This window comes from Clostridium sp. AF37-5 (assembly GCF_003477605.1).
Lineage (GTDB): Bacteria > Bacillota > Clostridia > Lachnospirales > Lachnospiraceae > Eubacterium_F.
Genome location: NZ_QUDR01000017.1, coordinates 1 through 18582 on the forward strand (window position 1 = coordinate 1; position 18582 = coordinate 18582).

The window sequence follows — 18582 nt, forward strand, 5'->3', positions numbered from 1 at the left end:
TTGGGAACACACCTGCATAGCAGGTGGTTTATTTTTATTGCCAATACAACAAAAAAACTGCCATCCACTCGGATGGCAGCCTTATTTTATTACTCTATTTTACAGAAGACTTTCATATAATTTTGTAATATCTTCTACACTTGTTTCTTTCGGATTTCCCGGACGGCACGCATCATCATAAGCCGATTGTGCGAGGAACGGAATGTCCTCTTTCTTTACAATTTCTTTCAAATCTGCCGGAATTCCAACATCCTGTGAAAGTTTTCTTACGGCATCAACAGCCGCTTTGCGATATTCTTCCTGTGACATATTTTCCGTGTCCTCAACGCCCATTGCTTTTGCAATATCACGATATTTTTCACCGGTTGCTTCTGCATTGTATTCCATAACGGTAGGCAGAATAATGGCATTGGCAATTCCGTGCGGTGTATCATATAAAGCACCAAGAGGATGCGCCATCGAGTGAACAATACCAAGTCCAACATTAGAAAATCCCATACCGGCAACATACTGTCCAAGTGCCATACCTTCTCTGCCCTCCGGTGTATTTTCCACTGCGCCACGCAGAGAACGTGAAATAATTTCGATTGCTTTCAAATGGAACATATCGGACAATTCCCATGCTCCTGCTGTAATATATCCTTCAATCGCATGTGTCAATGCATCCATTCCTGTTGCAGCTGTCAAGCCCTTTGGCATAGACGACATCATATCCGGATCAATAAATGCAACAACCGGAATATCATGCGGGTCTACACAAACCATTTTACGATTTTTCGCCGCATCGGTAATTACATAGTTAATCGTAACCTCGGCAGCCGTTCCCGCTGTCGTAGGTACTGCGAAAATCGGTACACTCTTATTCTTTGTATCTACCGCACCTTCAAGACTTATCACATCTTCATGCTCCGGGTTATTAATAATAATTCCAATTGCTTTTGCTGTATCCATCGAAGAACCACCGCCTATCGCAATCAAATAATCCGTTTTTGCATCCTTAAATGCCTGCACACCAGTCTGTACATTCTCAATGGTTGGATTTGGTTTAATATTTGAATATAACTCATACGCCATACCATTTTTATCCAGCACATCAAGCACCTTCTGTGTTACACCGAATTTTACCAAATCCGGGTCTGAACATACAAACGCTTTCTTGAAGCCGCGACTTCTCGTCTCCCTCGCAATTTCCGCAATTGCTCCTGCACCATGATATGATGTCTCATTCAATACAAATCTGTTTGCCATAGATTAAGTCCCCCTTTATTCTTTTGTTGAATTTGCACAAAAATAAGCAAATTCATTTCGTTTTATAGTGTATATTATACTAAGTTTTCCAGGAAATTCAAGGGGTGATTCGAATTTAATCTAAATATTGGCGGAATTTTTTTATTTTTTCTTCTCCTTCCCAGCTTGTTAATCTCTGTAAAATTTCCTGCTGTTTTTCTTCCATATATTCTTTCGTATAGGCACGCATATTCCCCAGCTGGCGTTTTGGAAATTTGACCTCTTCGCCTTCATCGCCAAGCACCATCTGATAGTAACCATAATGCTTCTGCATACCTTCTTTTAATTCATTCCAATGAAGGGCTGCCCGCTCATAATTTTCTTCACGCAAATCAGCATGAATCATATACATATAAATGTCACGAAAAAATCCACGGCAATATGGCAAAAGTTCCTTTTTCCTGCTAAATACATCCATAATATCAGTACTCCACCTGCCATACGCAACTGCCTCATCCGCAGACACTTCCCACGCAAGTGATTCCATAGCATAAAGATTTTCTTTATTTATCGCTCTTACAAAATTTTGAAGATTTTCGCAGACAACTTTCTTCATTTCATCCACGCCACCCTCAAAATCAGCAATTTGTGCCATAATACTTTCCTGCATACGATTCGATTTTACACTGGGAAGTGCTCTGACGTGGTCTTTGGCACTGACATAATTCCTGTCATGAATATACACCCACGCGACTGCATAATGTGCACGTTCCACCCATTCTGTTTTCTGACAAAACCGAATCACCTGAGCGGCGCACTGAATCGCCTTCTTGCGGTATTTGTCCCAAATGAATTCCTCCCCCTTAAAAGATCCTTTTTCATCTACATAACGGCTTAAATTAGCCACACGCTCAACCATGCAGGTTGCCAGAACAAAATCCGAAGGATTTACCTCAAGACGTCCAGCGATGTATTCACATTCTTTTTTCGCCGCATCCGCAGGTGTTTTTTCATCGCTTTCAATCTTCTCATACTCGCGTTTAATCTCCATATACATGGCATCTTCCTGCTTCATTTGGTCCATTCCAAATAAAGTATCCGTAGAAATCTGCAGCGCCTGTACTAACGGCACAATAAGCGATGTATCCGGCAGTCCTGCCTCTGATTCCCATCGACTTACCGCCTGGGCAGTCACTCCAATCTGCATTGCCAGTTCTTCCTGTGTCAATCCCATTCGTTTTCTGGCAATTCGAATATTGTTTCCTAGCATCATATTCAATTCCTCCTAATTTATCATTATTCGGTACCGTGATTTCACTATATCATTACGAAAAGAAGAAAACAATCAATGCATCCTTGAATTTATTTAAAGTCAGATTAAAAGGGTCCAAAACACTTTAGATTTCATAATCCCTCAATTTTTTCCTGCATTCCCGATATGTCTTGCAATATTTCTCTACTTCCTGCCAAAATTCTGCCGAATGGTTCATATGACGTCTGTGCGAAAGTTCATGAATAATGACATAATCCATAAGTTCTCGTGGCATATAATACAACTGATAATTAAAATTCACATTGCCTTTTGAGCTGCAGCTCCCCCACCTTGTCTTCTGATTGCGGATAGTGATTCTGCCAACGGTGACCTCCATAATTTTGCAAAAATGGTTTACTCTCTCTGTAAATTCTCCCAAGATACTTTTCCACTCTACATCCGAAATTTCATCAACGGCAGGTGCCCCAGTCAGTTTCTTGTTCAAATTTCTCTGCCGCATCTGTTTTACTTTTTCTTCAATCCAATAGGCATGCTCCCCAATCCATTCATCCAATTCTTTTTCGGAAAGCCACTGAGGCGCCCGCAGAATCACACTTTCATCCGCGCGCACCTCAAGTCCGATTGTTTTTCGATTGGAACGAATCACCTGTACTTTCATCCTATAAAAATCCTCAGTTTTTTACTTGCTCATCTTGACACGTTAAATCAAACCCGTGCTAAAATATCTCTCCGCACGGTCTGCGAGAACCGTTGCAATCACTTTATCTTTTCCGTATTTTTCTGCGATCTGCATTGCCGCAAACACATTTGCCCCGGATGAAGTTCCTACCAAAAGCCCCTGCTCTTTTGCAAGTTTTCTCGCTGTATTTATCGCATCCTCGTCCGATACCTCAACAACATCGGTAATCAAACCGGTGTCTAATACATCCGGAATAAATCCATCTCCAATTCCTTGTATCTGGTGGATTCCCGGTCCATCTCCGTGAAGTGCCGAAACTCCTTTTGGCTCTACCGCCACAATTTTCGTATCTGGATTTTGCTCAAGCAAATACTTGGCAATCCCCTGTAAGGTACCTCCGCTTCCCACACCGGAAACATAAATATCAATTTTCTTTCCCAGCTGCTCACTAAGTTCAACTGCCGTTTTCCGATAATGTGCTTCCGGATTTGCCGGATTCACAAACTGCTGTGGCATATAATATTTCTCAGGATTTGTACTTGCTATCTCATTTGCCTTATCCACTGCACCGCCAATACTAAGTTTCGGCTCTGTGAGGACAAGCTTGGCACCAAATGCCTGAATTACCTTTTTTCGCTCCTCACTCATATTTTCCGGCATCACAATAATAACCTCGTACCCTTTTCTCACTCCAACAAGAGCCAGACCAATTCCTGTGTTTCCACTCGTAGGTTCAATAATTGTCATCCCCGGTTTTAATTTTCCTTCCGCCTCTGCCGTCTCAATCATATTTTTTGCGATGCGGTCTTTAATACTTCCGCCGGGATTCAAAAACTCTGCCTTTGCAAATATATTGTAACCTGTGCTCTCCTGCAGGCACATAAGCGGTGTGTTTCCAATTAAATCAAGTACGTTATTATAATACATAAAATGACTTTGCCTCCTTAAATGAGTGACTTCTAAAAATCATATCATTTCTCCTTTATTCGCCACTATTGTATTTTTTCAGCACGACCTTCGATAAATCATTTAAATGAATCATATAGATATATCCTTTTCCTGCCATTTCTTTGTACGCAGGAATATATTCTTCCTTAACTCCGCGAACCAAAATCACATCATGAAACACCTGAAAATTGTCCACATAGGAACTAATGCCGGTTCCAAAATCAGCCAAAACCGTTGTCTCATTTGTCGTTTTGTCCACACACACTACGCGATTTCCTGCAATATAATATTGCTTGTTTCCTACGGTACTTCTTAAGTTGTAAGACGGACTGCAAAAAGATGACTCCGTTTTTTTATAAGCACCCAGTTTTTTGCCCTTTTTCGTCATATAACGAAGTGTTAATTTTCCTTTTTTGTTATAATAACTATAGACAAAATTTTTGCCATCGGTTCCCAGCTCATAAAGCCCGGAAACCGGCATTTTACAGACCTTCTTTATTTTTTTGCCGGAAAGGTTCATAACATAAATTCCCATATCTTTATCACTGTCGTATTCTTTGTTATAAGCAGTCTTAATAAAATATATTTTTTTACCAATCAAACCCGGATTTCTTCCCTTGGTAAGTAATTTTTTCGTTTTTTTCTTGCTGTCAATCCGGCATATATAACTATCCGATGCTCCTGTTCCACATACTAAATCATATGCTGCATAAATGGCATTGCCCTTCACATTCAAATTTTCAAAGGCATTCGTATCTCTCCCTTTGTTTTTGTAGGAAACAATTTTTGTAACCTTATTTGTTTTCTTATTTATCTTCATCAAATTCATGCGCAGACCGCCCATGGTATAACAATAATAAATATCATTTCCTTTTTGGCAAGCTGGTCCCGGAATGCGGAGCGTTTTCCCAGCAGCTTCTGCTTTAACCGGCAAGCAGAAAAATGCAGCCAGCATAATCAGAGCTACTAATAATCTTTTCATACTTTTTTCTCCAATCCATATAAAATTAGTCCCTCCTCGAACAAGGAACCTGTTTCTATTTTACCACGATAAATAATAAATGCAATTCAAAATCGTGAATCCTTACAAACATCATACCAACAAAGAATAATACTCCCATGGCCAGATCACACTGTCGAAACAATTCTCCATGTATTCCCAAATATCGTCATCTGCATAACCCATCATGCGAAATACAACACATACGCTTTTCTGTATTTTTTTATCCGTTAATTCTCCTTTTCGCTGCTGCAAAAATAATGCCTGTGACAACACAGCATATTCCATTGCCATCCATTCCAATTTCACAAGAATATCCAAAACCTGACCGGTTCCTGGCGTAATAATAGCTGATGAGATTTCTTCTGCAAAAAGATTCCGAAGCTCTTTTGCCCATTTCTTTATCTTGTGCTGATACGTCTTAAAACACTCGATTTCTTTACCATTAATCTTCTCTGCCTCCTCTGCCAGCGGCACCAGAAAATCTCCATAAATATTTTGTTCCCGATAAATCTGTGAAACATCCAAAAACAGCAAATTATATTCTTCCAGACGTTCTTCTGTTATTGTGTAATTTTCTCCAATTGCATCTTGAATTTTCCAAATATCTGTGGTGTTTTTGTAACTTTGGAATTCATCTTCAAGAACGCCCTTTTGTTCCAATTCGTATAAATCCAGCGCAATTAAAAAACAGATTTCCAGCGTGGTATTTAATTTAATTTCCCGCGTATTTACAATATCCAGAAACCAATCCCGGATTTCAAACAACACCGGATTTATCTCATAAATTTCTTCTGCTATTCCTTCCATTTGTTCCTCTTTTTTCTGAATCTGAAAACACTCCTGCTTCCATAACAAATCCAGTACAGCCGGGCATCCGGGCGTCAATGCACGCTCAACTCTCCCAACATACTCATGTTCTTCCCGCGGAAAAGTATGGCATGTTTCAGAAATTGCCCCCTCACCATCCCGCAATACAATTTTGCACAATTTCTTCTCATTCAGAAATGGACACATACCATCATTTTTCAATTCGATTATGCGCCCTTCTTCAACTTTCTTTACTTTCTCTTTCCATTCGTCATCCCACTTATGGAATGTTTCGTCATCCACCGCAATACGCCACTGCATGCAGCACGTCATTGGACATTTGGATGCCGTACACTGAAATTTGTCATAATAATCCGGCTGATATATTTTCATCTTACTCTTCCATTTCCTCCAAAGCGTCTAAGTAATCTTCTAACCATTCTCCCTGCAAATCGGCCTTGGTATCGTTTTCACCGTCATCGACTTCATTGCAAAACATCCCCGGCGGAAACAATCCTCCATCGAGCCCAATTACCGCTTCGTCCCCCTCATCAAGGTTTCTGCGATACATAATTTCATCTTCCATCATTATAATTCTTTCCGGAAAATCGCCAAAGTCATCCGGCTCGATTGTTTTTACCAAAACACTTACCATAGGAACATAGTCATCCGGTCGTTCCTCACATCCATAATCTTCTTCGTCAATACGAATGATTCTATATCTGGTTTCCTGCACCTTTTTGTCCTCTCTTGTCTGGTATTATTTGTTTATATTTTATTGAGTGCAAATATATATGTCAATGACTTTTCTTGCTTTCCTATTCGCATAAACCTATCCTTTTTTATAAATAACCTTCCGCAACGCCGGTCCGCAATACTCATGTGGAATAAGCTTAAATCCTTGTTTTATATAAAACTGTTCTTTGTCTGGCTCAGATATAAGTTGTACACTAACACGACTTCCAACACACATATTTTTCTCAATATGTTCCAAAAGCATATGTATAATTGTACTTCCAATTCCCATTCTTTGATATTCAGGCTTAACAACAATATCCATAATCATAAAATAAATACCATCACCGACAGCTCTCCCCATTCCAATGGGAACTTTGTTATCAAAAACAGTAACTGTATAATATGAATTTACCAAAGCAATTTCTGCCTGTTCCCTGCTCCAATTATTCCACTTAACTGACTTTCTTAATATGTAATATGTTTCATAATCAAGTTGATTTTCTTTAAATGCAAAGTTCATATCATCCCCCTCTCACTTCTTACCTTCGTGTGTACCCTGTCACCTTAACACTATAATTACAGTCCAAATATTCAAGTATCTTATTGTTACTTAAATCCAAACTGTAAAATATTATATAGATTCAATTACTAGTCGAAGCTATCAATCGATGGCAAACTACCATCATAAAACTTGGTAATTACATCGTTAAGTCCATCAAAAGCATCATAATAATTTGAAATAATTTCCTGAAAGTTTTTCTCTGCTATCTTGCCATCATAATCATGTGCTAATAAATTTCTTGTTTTTAGCATTTTTAACCATATATCATCACTAATTAATCCATTTGTAAATGCTGATTGTAAAACTTCTCTTGGAGACCCAATAGCAAAATCTGTTATTCCCAACTGTTTAACCAAAATATCCTTCATAACTTTCCAAGCCAAGTCAAATGTCAAATTATAATTTTGAATGGTCCCCTCTAAAACAAACTCCGCTGCTGGGTCTGCAGATTTACTCTTCTTTAAATTTCTTAGACTTCTGCAAAATGAACGATAGCGATTAAAATATTTTTCTTCCATAATTCTCTATATCCTCCAATAAATATTCATCATTTATTTCATTATAATAAAAAATATCAATTTTTCGCAAGGTATCTATCTGGCTAATCATCTGATTTAAAAGTTCACTATCCACATCACCGTATACGACAAAATCAATATCACTTCTAGCCGTGGCAGTTCCCGTTGCAAATGATCCAAATAAATCCAAATGTTCAGCCCCACATCGTTTACAAACAGACGCCACCCTTTCTATCAACTCATCTATTGGCATAACTTGCAGTCCAACATTACTTTTCAAATCAATCTGCACCTCCTTAACCTTGTTCCACTTAATATCATTTTCCCCACAATTATAACATCGGAGTGGTTCTTCGTAAAGTGATGCTTTCCTCCTCAATTATCAATTGTGCTAAATTTCATCAATATGTCCAAGCACCTCTTTACATATTTTTGTTCTCCAAAAAGCAAAAGAAATCAAGCCCTCTCTATCTTCCGAATTGCTCAATAAATACTCTTTATAACCATAGGTACTTCGAAGCAATTGAAACACATATACATATGGCATTGCATTTAAATCCTTGTCACTTAACGGAAAATACTCACAGTATGCTTTTACATAATGACGCAAATCCTGCAAATCAATTTTAGCATTGTTTCTTGAATTATGCGATGTCTGCACAAATGACCTCATTAATTCCCATACCACCGGCAGTTTTCTTGCCGATGTAAAGTCAATTACTGCCTTTATCCGATTATTTTCCCCAATAATCTGACATCCTTGATAGTCGCCGTGACTGGGACTATACGTTATTCCTTCAAAATATCTCCGAAATATATTTTGATTTTTCTGCAATACAGTACGCTTATATAATAAATCTTCTTTGATTTGTTTATATAAAGAATCTTCCCTATGCTGCTCCAATACTTCTAATATATTATCATATTTGGAAACAGCATCACCATTTACCCACACAGCATCCATATCAACAGGCAGTTCCATATCTTTTAATGCAATATGAATTTTGGCAAGCATAACCGCCATTTGCGGAAGCATTTCCTCCGGGAAATCATTGTACCCATAAGATTGTCCACTCATGTATTTTTGCAATACGAATCGATGTCCTTTGTATTTTACCATTTTTTCTCCCGAAACTGTTTCAATAAAATCTGTCGAAGGGATTCCGCAATTTTTCAATTTCTCCAATATTTTTGCTTCCCTGATAATATCGCAATCCTCAATATACGATTGGTATTCTTTCAAAAAATAAGTATTACTGCCATCATTAACAGTAAAACAATTTGCAGTTCCTATCGCAAGTTTTCTGTAAGAAGTACATGAAATATCCCAATTTGCTTTTAAAAGATTCGTCATATTTTCCCCATCCAAAACCGTCTCCTCTAGTGCCATGATGTCCCCTTTCTCTGTTAAAATAGTCATACTGATGTTCATAATCCCATCTTCTTACAAGATATATTCCATCTGTCTCTCTTTTGTTTTCAATCCCATTTTCTCATAAAATTTTTCTGCCGATGTATTTCCGGCCCACACATTGAGCGTTACCTCATAACAGCCAAGGCGCTTTGCCTCCATTTTTTATATCCACATTGTAACATAGGATATCCTTTCAAGCCAGTTTTTTCTCACTGCGGCATCTATTTATTTCCAGTAAATTATTGTAATTTTTATTTAAGTATACTATGAGATTCCTACGGGAAATTCAACGAAAATAGAAAGCCGTGAAGGGCAGCAAATGAAAGAATATAAAGTACGTTTCAAATCTTACAATGGTTTTTGCTAAAAAACAAGTCCCCTTCAGAGGACTCGATCTCTGAAGGGGACTTGTTGAATGATTATCCTTCAATTGCGATATAATTTTTACCGGCAACTGCTTTGTCTGTCTTTTTCGGAATCTTCAATTGCAAGATACCATTTTCATACTTCGCCGAAATCTCATCCTGGGTAATTCCCTCACCGATGTAAAAACTTCGGCTCATGCTGCCGGCATAACGTTCTTTACGAATGTACTTACCGGTCTTTTTATCTTTTTCATCTTTGTCCAAACCTTTTGCTGCCGAAATGGTAATATAACCATCATTCAGTTCAGCGGTTACTTCATCTTTCTTGAAGCCAGGCAGATCAATGTCAACCTCATACGCATCATCTGTCTCGCGGACATCTGTCTTCATCATGTTCTTTGCATGTTTTCCATAAAGAGGATCTTTCGCCGGAAACATAGCCTTCTCAAATTCCTTACCAAATGGAAAATCATCCATCCAATCATCAAACAAACTCTCTCCAAAAATACTAGGTCTTAACATAAGTCATTTCTCCTTTCCTTCTTGTAACAAGTGTCGGAAATATGGGTTCCTGCAAAACACCATAGGCACTTAGACTTTTGTATTATTAGCACCATCAGAGAAATCTGAAGTGTCGATTGTTAAATTTCGATTCGGATCCGGGTTCCTTTTCGTAACCCCTTTCCTTATCGTTAACTATGTTATATCACTAATTGTTAGCACTGTCAAGAGGCGAGTGCTAATTTTTTGTGTCCTTTTATAAATGCCGAAATTTCGTTGTGCTCACATTACATTACTTTCAAAGTAACCGATCTCTTGCAATATAGCATCTAGTATTTTTGCATTTTTAATCGAAAAATCAGCTGTCACAACAGGGGTCTCGCCTTCGATTATGCATCTTCCCAGCTGCTCTATTTCTAATTGATAATTATGTGGGCAGTATACATTTCGAATCTGCTCTTTTCCTTCAATAATCAACGTATAGGAAGCATTTCCCTCTTGGTTAAATTTCGTATCGGATTTGATGTCGCCTTTTGTTCCGTGAATATACAATCTATCATAACGATGCGGCTTATCTTTTTCAAAAATCATCCCGCATGTTATCGATGCACGTACATCATTTTCATAATTTAACAATGCAGCTGTATATATATCAACGCCATTTTCATCATACTGTGCCATTGCTTTTACCCGGGATGGCATATCTTCCAAAAGTTTTAACAGCATACTTGTATTATAACAGCCAAGATCATAAACTGCACCCCCATAATTTTCTTTGTGCAGACGAATGTTGCTCTTATCATAATATGAAGTCAAAAACTGAGATTCAATATAACGGATTTCTCCAATTGTTCCTTCTTCAATTTCTTTTTTAAGTGCTGTAACAAAAGGACTGTGAAGGTAGGCATATGCTTCCATTAAAAATACCCCCTTCTCTTTTGCTGCCTCAAAAAGTTCTACTGTTTGTTTGGGTGTCGGCGCCAATGGTTTTTCGCACAGCACATGCTTTCCTGCTGCAATAGCCTTTTTTACCCATTCATAATGAAGATTATTTGGAAGCGGAATATAAACTGCCTGCACTTTGGGGTCTGACAAAAGTGCTTCATACCCTTCGTATGCTTTTTCAAACCCAAACATATCTTTATAATCTTCTGCTTTTTTCAAGCTGCGCCCTGCAATTCCATACCGTTCACAATTTTCTGCCTTCTGCATTCCCGGTATGCTGCAATCTCTGGCAATTCCTGCTGTTCCTAAAACTCCCCATCTTATCTTTTCCATTTTTTTCCTCCTTGGCATTTCAATCCTGCTTTTTTCAGCCATTTTCGATAGCTTTTCATTTTTCCGGACGGCACATAAACCGATGCTTTTCTCGGAATTCCACGAAAAGCATTCTTCCCAATATTCTTTTTCTTGAGATACTTAAAGTATCTTGATTCATAGGCAGCTCCTTTATTCCCACGTCTTCCACACATCCGGCTGATATCCCAGTGTCGCCTGTCTGCCATTGCGAACGATCGGAATTTTTAAAATCTGCGGATTTTCAAGTATCTTATCCAATTTATCCTCTTCCGCAATATACGTCACCAATGCAAGAGCATCCCGGTCCTTACATTCTTTGTTAATCATGCCTTCCAGTCCGCCATTGACGGCTGCCACCGATCGGAATTCGCCTTTGCTTAGTGTCTTTTCCCACAGATCAATGTATTGAAACCGGATTCCACGTTCCTTGAAAAAACGCTGTGCTTTTTTTGTGTCGTTGTCTTTTTTTGCTGCCAAAGATTTGGATGTTCATACCTACCTCCTATATCGTATTATTTCACGATAACAATAACTGTCTTCGTTATTCCATAACACTTTACTTTTATTTTTGTCCGCCCCTTCTTCATGCCTTTTAGCATTCCCTTTTTGGTAACTGCTGCAATCTTTTTATTCGCGGAAGCAAACACAACTTTCGTTGTTGGACGGACTTTAACAATAATACGAGCCTTTTTTCCTTTTTTGACCTTTATCATCTTTTTCGCCACTTTAAATGTTGGTTTCTTTACAACAATCCTGCACGTGCTCTGATAACCATCTGCACTCGCAGTAATCAAAGCAGTTCCTGCTTTTTTTGCTGTTACCCGGCCATTTTCATCTACAACTGCCACTTTTTCATTGTCAGATGTATATTTCACTACACTTTCTGTATCAGCACTAAGCTGTATGATTTTTTTCCCTTTTGTATACAATGTGACAGATGTCTTGTTCAATGTAAATGCCCGCGGTTCACTAGTTGGCGGCAATGGTGTTACCGTTGGTGGCGTTGGAAGTATTACAGGTGTGGCATCGGGTGTTGAACTTGGTACTTCTGTCGCAGCCGGAGTTGGAACCGTCGGCGTCGGCACCTGCGTTGGTGTTGTTGTCGGCGCTACGGTTGGCGTTGCCGTCGGCGTTGGGGTCATGGTTGGGGTTACTGTCGGAATCGGCTGTTCTTCACCCACCAAAAGCACTCGCGATATACTCTTGCCGGTTTTCGAATGGGTCAGCGTCAATGTCAGTTCACCCTTACAGTTCTCCCAGTCGTATATACATACAATCACCTGATTATATTGGCTTTGCCCCTCGTTAATACACTCCTCATCCCAACTGCAGAAAGCCGCTTCCTCTAAATCAACCGCTTCCCCGTTTTCCTTCGTCAATGCCAAATCGTAATCATAAAAAAGTTCCTCAAACGTTGGCTTATAAACCGTACCATCTGCCTTTTTAAATTCAACCGGATAATAATATTCTTTTCCCTGCTGACTGATCACAGATTTTTTATCTGCATCTCCAATCCAATAAAAGTCATCTGCGTCCTCATTTTCCAGTTTTCCAATAATCCAGGAATATATTTCTTCGGTTTTCTTTTTATTTAATTGAAAATTTGTATACTGCGTGCCCTCAATTGAAAAATTCCCACTCGAAGAGGCCTTTGCCTGTATGTAACAATGATTCTCCACAAATCTCGCCATATATTCTGAGCCATTTACGTTTAATTTTGTTAGACCATAGACTTCTCCTTTTATCTCAAGTGTAGTATCATTTCCAACCAAAACGGAGCCACATGTTTGATCCTCGCCGGATACCGTTACACCGGTAAAATTGTTTGCAACACTCGGATTCGTTGACATTTGTCTGAGATCAAGCACCGCATTTTTCTCGCAAAAGACGTTATTTACGTTAAAATCCGCCTCCTTAGGAAGCGTGATCCGCGACTTTTCTGCCATCGTGAGATTATTGATACCGGAAAATGACAAGGTATCAATATGAGCTCCCGCTTTCACATTGACATTCAACTCACCTATCAGATCCGTCTTGTCAAAATCCGTTACATTACTATCTTTTCCCAGTGTAACATTTACATTTCCTGTCAATGTATGACCATCGGCACCCGCTGCATGAATCTCCGTGTCTACCAATTTGGAATCCAGTTCTATATCCACTTTGTCTTGTTCGGAATCGCGATAATAATCTCCTGCATAAATTGCAGCTATCTTAGTCTGGGATATGGGATTGACCACTTTAATCGTTGTGTGACTTCCCATCTTTCCTTCCTCTCCCTGGTACGCGCCACCGCTGATCAATGGCCTCACATCGTCCTGCAATGTACTGGTTCCTACTCTCGTATCTACCGCATCCAACACCAGCGTATGTCCCGCCGCATAAATTGTTGTCCCACGTGCATTCCCTGCCTGCGGCACCATTTGCAGCCACATATCACAAAACGTAACGTCCGCTCCCAGCTGAATCATACTGCGTATTTTCAAACCTGCTGACGTATCTGAACCAACAATCGTGATATCTTTATCAATAAATAATGGTTTCGGAGATCCGTCTTCGCACGTCTCGTATTTGGTGTAGGAGACTTCACCCACAAGTACAAGTGTCTGTCCCGTCTGAATCTGCTTCAAGGCCGTACGTATATTTTGATACGGTCTTTGGGCGGTTCCGTCACCTTCCGTAAGACTGCCTTCTCCATTTTCCACATAAACCTTAACTTCATCTGCTGCATCCGCCGCCTTAATGCCCATTGGAGCAGCTTGGTTCATAATTAACGCTAAAATCAATAATAATACACTTAATTTTTTTCTCATATCACACTTCCTTTTCTGGGGTTATAAGTTTACTTTGCTTCAATGTATCAATAAGACTTCCCACCTTGATTTTGGTATCAAGTTCTTCCTATATTTCTCGTTTGAGTGCCTCTTGCGGCGTTTCTCCCGGCTCAATTTTTCCACCGGGGAATTCCCAGCCGCCTTTCATATCTCCGTACCCTCTTTGGGTAGCAAAAAGTATTTCTTTTCCTTGTTCATCGACAGCTTCTATAACCGCCGCCACTACATGTATCGTCTTCATATCGTACCTCTATTCATTCACAAAATACTGATAAATATCTTCTCTCACCGGATGACTCATTTGAAGTTGAAAATTCATAATGGGAAGAAATCTTCCTTTGTCATCATACATTGTACTCTTTGCAATATCCTCTTTTTTGTGATACTTCACTATATCTTCGAATTCCAAGTTCTACTATATCTTTCATTTGCCGGATTCTGGGATACAAATTCCAGACAAGCTTCTTCCCTGTCCGTCATTTCTCCGCTATACTCCTTATCAATCATTTTCAAAAAATGATAATAATTTCCTGCGTATTGAATCAAAATGAATCGTACTTGCACCGGGAATAACGCGGCTGCCTTCCCTCAAATATCTTCGGATATTATCTTTATTGTAACTTCTGTCTCCGAATAGTGCAATTGGAATCATGAAATTATTTTTATAATTTCCAATAAAATCGAGAATTACAACATATTCCTTCCCCTCTGCTTTTCGGAGGCCACGCCCCAACTGCTGAATAAATACGATCGGCGATTGGGTTGGGCGAAGCATAATTACTTGATTTACTTCAACAATATCGGTTCCTTCCGAAAAAATATCAACGGTAATCAAATAATCAAGGTAGTCATCGTCTTCCGACTGCACATCCATCGTCAAGCGTTCAATCGCACGTGCTATTTTGCGTTTTTTTGTTTCGGCACTTAAAACTTTATACAAAGGAGCTGCCTTTTTCAATATTTATTTTTCCGAAAGTTTTTTTACGCTAACCTCACTGCAAAGATTCCACTTTGTTTTTTCGGATTCTCCTTAAAAATACGCAGCCTAACAAACATGCTGCAAATTCTGTAATCGGAAATGCCCACCAAATAAGTGACACCCCAGCCTGCCCATTTTTTACTAAAACAGAAAAAATTTCTGCTAACGGTAAAATAATAATCATCTGCCTGAGAAGTGAGATTACAAGCGATTCCATTCCCCCATCTAACGCCTGATAAATTCCCTGATATGCAACATTAATTCCCGCAAAAAGAAAACTGATGGAAATAATTCTCATGGCTCCAACAAAATACTCTCTGGATGATCCGGCATTAAACAAGGCAGCAAATTGTCCCGGAAAAACTTCTGTAATAAAAATCCCTAAAATCATCAAGCCAATCGAAAAAATAATACCATATTTCATTCCGTCCTGAATTCTTTTTTTACTTCGCATTCCATAAGCAAATGCAAGAATCGGCGTAATCGCATCCCTCAATCCAAAAGCAAGGAACAAAACAAATTGCTGCACTTTATAGAAAAGCCCATATGCAGTCTGTGCAGAAGCATCAAATTTCAATATCAGATTCATCACATATACCATAATGGACATAAGTGCCTGTGCAATAATCGCCGGAAGACCGATTGCATAAATTTCTTTTATAATTTTACCATCCGGCTTCATATACTTGAATCCATGTTCAAATTCTTTATTTAATTTGATATGAAAAACAAACAGCAGTACAGCCGAAGCAATCTGTCCAATTACCGTTGCATAAGCGGCTCCCTCCACACCCATTTTCGGGACCGGTCCAATGCCATAAATCATAATCGGGTCAAGAATGATATTGATTACCGCACCTGCCACCTGACCAATCGTAGAATACAGTGAGCGCCCCGTCGCCTGCAGTAATTTTTCAAACAAAGAAAAGAAAACAATTCCAAAAGAAAGCACGCAACAGATTTTAAGGTAACTGGTTCCCATAGAAAGCACTTCCGGATTCGCTGTCTGTGATGAAATATATGCATTCACACCAAAAATTCCAAACAAAAAACAAATCACATAAATAATCAAACCCAGAAACAAACTGTTTCCTGCAACCATTGCCGCCTTTTTAGAATCTCCCTGTCCAAGCGTTCTTGCAAGAAGCGCATTCGTTCCCACTCCGGTTCCAATTGCAATTGCAACCATAAGCATTTGCACCGGAAACACAAGTGTAAGCGCATTCAGCGCAGCCTCGCTCCCCTCCTTCATATTGCCAACAAAAGCACTGTCCACGATATTATAAACCGCCTGCAATGCCATCGATAAAATCATTGGAATCCCCATTTGAATCATAAGTTTATAAACCGGCATTTCCCTCATTTTGTTATTTTCAGTCATGTGAATCCTCCTTTTTTTCTGCAAAAAAATAGAGCAGCAAAACTGGATTTACGCAATTTTGCTACTCGTTCAATAAAGTATTATATTTGTAATTTTTTTAATTGTCAAATGTTTTTTACTGATTATTCCTTCAAAAGAATCTCCTTAATCTGCTCAAGATTTTCAGCAAAATAAATTCCCTGCTGCCTTTCCTCGGTTGATAAATCTTTCTCAATCATATGCCGAAGTAAATCCCTTAAACTGTCATAATAACCGTTAAGATTATAAAGAATACACGGAGCATCCAAATGTCCTAACGACACTTTCGACATAATTTCCGCGATTTCTTCCAATGTACCGGTACCACCAGGAAATGCGATAAAAGCATCCCCCAGTTCAATCATCTTCGCTTTTCGTTCCGACATGTCATTTGTCACAATTAGATTTGTAACATCTTCGTACAAAAAACCTGCATCAATAAAAAACTGTGGTTCCACACCGGTAACCTTCCCCCCTGCACGCAGCACACTTTCTGCAATCTCACCCATCAGCCCGGATTTAGAGCCTCCGTAAACAAGCGAATTTCCACTTTCTCCAATCCATGTACCAAGTTCTCTCACTGCATTAGCAAGTGTATTATCGTTCCCTTTACTGGCTCCAAGATATACGGTAATATTCATAACCTCTCCTTTCGCATAAGGCATCAATCCTTTAAACATCCGATTGGTACTATAAAGATACCATCTTCTCTTTTGTATGCAAACTCGCCTACACCTATAATTATCATTAAAAATGACGGTGCCAGCATTTTGGAAGTGTCAATTTTGTTAGATAACGCCTTTAAATTAGCTGCTCCCTCCTCAATAAGTTTTTGACCACCTAATTTTATTTCAGCCAATCCATATCGACCATTTTTAAGATGAATTACCGTGTCACATTCCAATCCTGATTTGTCTCTATAATGCAAGACACTGCCACCTATTTTTTCTGCATAAACGCGAAGATCCCTAACACACAATGTTTCAAATAACAATCCCATGGTATTTAAATCATTTATTAAGTCCTGCGGTCCAGCCCCCAACGCAGATACTGCAATTGAGGGATCCACAAAATATCTTGTATCCGATGAACGAATGGATGTTTTGGATCTTAAATTGGGATTCCAAGCTGGCATATCTTCAATCACAAAAATCTTTTTCAATGCATTTAAATATGACGCAATAGTATCCTCATTTAATGATTCTGTATCATTTGATACAATATCATTTTTCAACATTGTATTTGCAATTTGTGCACCTTGATTTCTTGCCAAAGACCTCAACAATCTCTTTACTCTTTCAGGATTTTTGCTCACGCCATCTGCCCTATTAATATCTGATTTTATAACAGCCTCATAATAATCCTCTGCTTGTGCTAATGCAATCTTTTCTCTCATTCCAACAGCATGAGGCCATCCCCCTCTGCAAATCAAAAATGCCAATTTATCTATATTTAAATTATTTTCTCCTTCTAGGCTGTCTGGTTTATCAAATAAATCTTTCAAACTCACTTGTCCCGTGGAATCGGCTGATTCGTATAATGACATCGGTCTCATTGTCAGCCATGTAAAACGTCCCGTCCCCGAATGTGTTATATCCTTTGAATCTACCGGCACTGCTGAGCCAGTCAGAATAAATTGCCCCTCCTCACCTCTTGTATCCACCTCGTACCTTGTAGCGTCCCACAGTTTTGGAGCAATTTGCCATTCATCAATCAATCTTGGAGTGTCACCTTTTAATAACCTTTCTGGAGCAATCTCAGACATCTGAATATTCGTTTCCCGTTTGCTCGGCTCATCCATTCTTAAGACACTACGAGCAATCTGCATTGCCGTCGTCGTTTTTCCGCACCATTTGGGTCCTTCAATAACAACTGCTCCTTTCGCCTCAAGCTTATCTTTTAATATTTCATCCACAATACGTGGTTTATATTCTCTCATAATTAGCCACCTCCAATAAAATTATATCATTTTTCGGCGTTTTGGCAATTTATTTTTCGGCGTTTTGGCAATTTATTTTTCGGCGTTTTGGCAATTT

At 39.1% G+C, this 18582-nt stretch carries 20 protein-coding genes and 2 pseudogenes; all 22 read right to left on the bottom strand.

Features of this window, described 5'->3' with window-relative positions:
- Nucleotides 1–99: 99 nt before the first annotated feature.
- Nucleotides 100–1248, bottom strand: a complete 1149-nt coding sequence (gene fucO, locus DW019_RS10665) for a lactaldehyde reductase (RefSeq protein ID WP_118443349.1) — start codon at nt 1246–1248, stop codon at nt 100–102.
- A 115-nt stretch (nt 1249–1363) separates the two neighbouring features.
- Nucleotides 1364–2500, bottom strand: coding sequence for a helix-turn-helix transcriptional regulator (locus DW019_RS10670; protein ID WP_118443350.1), 1137 nt, complete (start codon nt 2498–2500; stop codon nt 1364–1366).
- A gap of 124 nt (nt 2501–2624) precedes the next feature.
- Nucleotides 2625–3158 (bottom strand): M48 family metallopeptidase, encoded by a 534-nt coding sequence (locus DW019_RS10675; RefSeq protein ID WP_118443351.1) that lies wholly within the window; start codon nt 3156–3158, stop codon nt 2625–2627.
- A 42-nt stretch (nt 3159–3200) separates the two neighbouring features.
- Nucleotides 3201–4106 carry a cysteine synthase A gene (cysK, locus tag DW019_RS10680; protein WP_118443352.1) on the bottom strand — a complete coding sequence of 302 codons (906 nt, stop codon included), beginning with the start codon at nt 4104–4106 and terminating at the stop codon, nt 3201–3203.
- A gap of 55 nt (nt 4107–4161) precedes the next feature.
- Nucleotides 4162–5109 carry a hypothetical protein gene (locus DW019_RS10685; protein ID WP_118443353.1) on the bottom strand — a complete coding sequence of 316 codons (948 nt, stop codon included), beginning with the start codon at nt 5107–5109 and terminating at the stop codon, nt 4162–4164.
- Nucleotides 5110–5220: 111 nt separating this feature from the next.
- Nucleotides 5221–6330 carry a flagellin lysine-N-methylase gene (gene fliB, locus DW019_RS10690; RefSeq protein ID WP_118443354.1) on the bottom strand — a complete coding sequence of 370 codons (1110 nt, stop codon included), beginning with the start codon at nt 6328–6330 and terminating at the stop codon, nt 5221–5223.
- A gap of 1 nt (nt 6331) precedes the next feature.
- Nucleotides 6332–6673 (bottom strand): hypothetical protein, encoded by a 342-nt coding sequence (locus tag DW019_RS10695; protein WP_118443355.1) that lies wholly within the window; start codon nt 6671–6673, stop codon nt 6332–6334.
- Nucleotides 6674–6769: 96 nt separating this feature from the next.
- Entirely contained in the window at nt 6770–7195 is a 426-nt protein-coding gene (locus DW019_RS10700) for a GNAT family N-acetyltransferase (protein ID WP_118443356.1), read from the bottom strand.
- A gap of 128 nt (nt 7196–7323) precedes the next feature.
- On the bottom strand, nt 7324–7755 hold the full coding sequence (locus DW019_RS10705; RefSeq protein WP_117479028.1) for an HI0074 family nucleotidyltransferase substrate-binding subunit: 432 nt from the start codon (nt 7753–7755) through the stop codon (nt 7324–7326).
- Complete coding sequence (locus DW019_RS10710; protein WP_242989401.1) at nt 7736–8035, bottom strand: nucleotidyltransferase domain-containing protein; 300 nt, start codon at nt 8033–8035, stop codon at nt 7736–7738. The genes DW019_RS10705 and DW019_RS10710 overlap by 20 nt, the downstream gene beginning before the upstream one ends.
- Before the next feature lie 111 nt (nt 8036–8146).
- A complete protein-coding gene (locus tag DW019_RS10715; RefSeq protein ID WP_117479029.1) occupies nt 8147–9187 on the bottom strand; it encodes a phosphotransferase in 1041 nt (346 codons plus the stop codon).
- A gap of 12 nt (nt 9188–9199) precedes the next feature.
- The gene (locus DW019_RS10720) at nt 9200–9328 is read right to left on the bottom strand and encodes a hypothetical protein (RefSeq protein WP_347461584.1); all 129 of its coding nucleotides are present in this window, start codon (nt 9326–9328) and stop codon (nt 9200–9202) included.
- A 260-nt stretch (nt 9329–9588) separates the two neighbouring features.
- Complete coding sequence (locus tag DW019_RS10725) at nt 9589–10056, bottom strand: Hsp20/alpha crystallin family protein (protein ID WP_022342600.1); 468 nt, start codon at nt 10054–10056, stop codon at nt 9589–9591.
- A gap of 261 nt (nt 10057–10317) precedes the next feature.
- Nucleotides 10318–11313, bottom strand: coding sequence for a Gfo/Idh/MocA family oxidoreductase (locus tag DW019_RS10730; RefSeq protein ID WP_117479031.1), 996 nt, complete (start codon nt 11311–11313; stop codon nt 10318–10320).
- Entirely contained in the window at nt 11301–11507 is a 207-nt protein-coding gene (locus DW019_RS10735; RefSeq protein WP_118443357.1) for a hypothetical protein, read from the bottom strand. The genes DW019_RS10730 and DW019_RS10735 overlap by 13 nt, the downstream gene beginning before the upstream one ends.
- A pseudogene (locus DW019_RS10740) lies at nt 11485–11827 on the bottom strand (ArsC/Spx/MgsR family protein). Before DW019_RS10740 ends, DW019_RS10735 begins: the two are co-directional and overlap by 23 nt.
- A 19-nt stretch (nt 11828–11846) precedes the next feature.
- Entirely contained in the window at nt 11847–14147 is a 2301-nt protein-coding gene (locus DW019_RS10745; protein WP_118443358.1) for an Ig-like domain-containing protein, read from the bottom strand.
- Between the two features lie 91 nt (nt 14148–14238).
- Nucleotides 14239–14409 (bottom strand): annotated as a pseudogene (locus DW019_RS10750) (NUDIX domain-containing protein); the annotation flags it as partial.
- Between the two features lie 258 nt (nt 14410–14667).
- Nucleotides 14668–15108, bottom strand: a complete 441-nt coding sequence (locus tag DW019_RS10755) for a helicase-related protein (protein ID WP_347474420.1) — start codon at nt 15106–15108, stop codon at nt 14668–14670.
- Nucleotides 15109–15160: 52 nt separating this feature from the next.
- Nucleotides 15161–16528, bottom strand: coding sequence for an MATE family efflux transporter (locus DW019_RS10760; RefSeq protein WP_117479035.1), 1368 nt, complete (start codon nt 16526–16528; stop codon nt 15161–15163).
- 122 nt (nt 16529–16650) lie between these two features.
- Nucleotides 16651–17187 (bottom strand): TIGR00730 family Rossman fold protein, encoded by a 537-nt coding sequence (locus DW019_RS10765; protein ID WP_118443380.1) that lies wholly within the window; start codon nt 17185–17187, stop codon nt 16651–16653.
- 23 nt (nt 17188–17210) lie between these two features.
- Nucleotides 17211–18485, bottom strand: coding sequence for a DUF4143 domain-containing protein (locus tag DW019_RS10770; RefSeq protein ID WP_118443359.1), 1275 nt, complete (start codon nt 18483–18485; stop codon nt 17211–17213).
- Between the last annotated feature and the right edge of the window lie 97 nt (nt 18486–18582).